This is a genomic window from Lichenihabitans sp. Uapishka_5 (assembly GCF_033947565.1).
Classification (GTDB): domain Bacteria; phylum Pseudomonadota; class Alphaproteobacteria; order Rhizobiales; family Beijerinckiaceae; genus Lichenihabitans.
Genome location: NZ_JARPVX010000168.1, coordinates 1,900 through 2,442, shown reverse-complemented (window position 1 = coordinate 2,442; position 543 = coordinate 1,900). Strand labels below are relative to the sequence as shown.

1 protein-coding gene and 1 pseudogene are annotated in these 543 nt (G+C 64.8%); both read left to right on the top strand.

The features are described from left to right. A pseudogene (locus P7D22_RS23625) lies at positions 1–290 on the top strand (chemotaxis protein); the annotation flags it as partial. Continuing rightward, positions 287–543 (top strand): methyl-accepting chemotaxis protein (locus P7D22_RS23620; RefSeq protein WP_442916136.1); only part of this gene is annotated, 257 nt, incomplete at its 3' end. The pseudogene P7D22_RS23625 and the gene P7D22_RS23620, both read left to right, overlap by 4 nt.

Genomic DNA, 543 nt, shown 5'->3' with positions numbered 1-543 from the left:
CGGCCGAGACTGAGCGTCAGCGCAACGAAGCCGTGCGAATGACAGTGTCCCGCGAACAGGAGCGGGTCGTCGGCGCCGTGGCGCACGGTCTCGAGAACCTGTCGGAAGGCAACCTGCTGTTCCGTCTGTCCGATGCATTCGCACCGGAATACGAGAGCCTTCGTAACGACTTCAATGCCGCCATGGGCAAACTTCAGGACACCCTGGGCATGGTTGCCGGCAACACGTCGGCCATCCGAAGTGGAACGTCATCGACGAGATCGCCTTCCAGACCAATCTCCTGGCCTTGAACGCCGGCGTCGAGGCGGCACGGGCCGGCGAGGCGGGTCGTGGCTTTGCGGTAGTGGCGTCGGAGGTGCGAGCGCTGGCGCAGCGCTCGGCCGAGGCCGCCAAGGAGATCAAAGGGCTGATCGCAACGTCGGCCCAGCACGTCGGCAGCGGTGTCGAACTCGTTGGCGAAACCGGCAAGTCCCTGCAACGGATCATGGCGCAGGTGATCGAAATCAATGCGGTGGTGACGGACATCGCCGCCTCGGCCCAGGA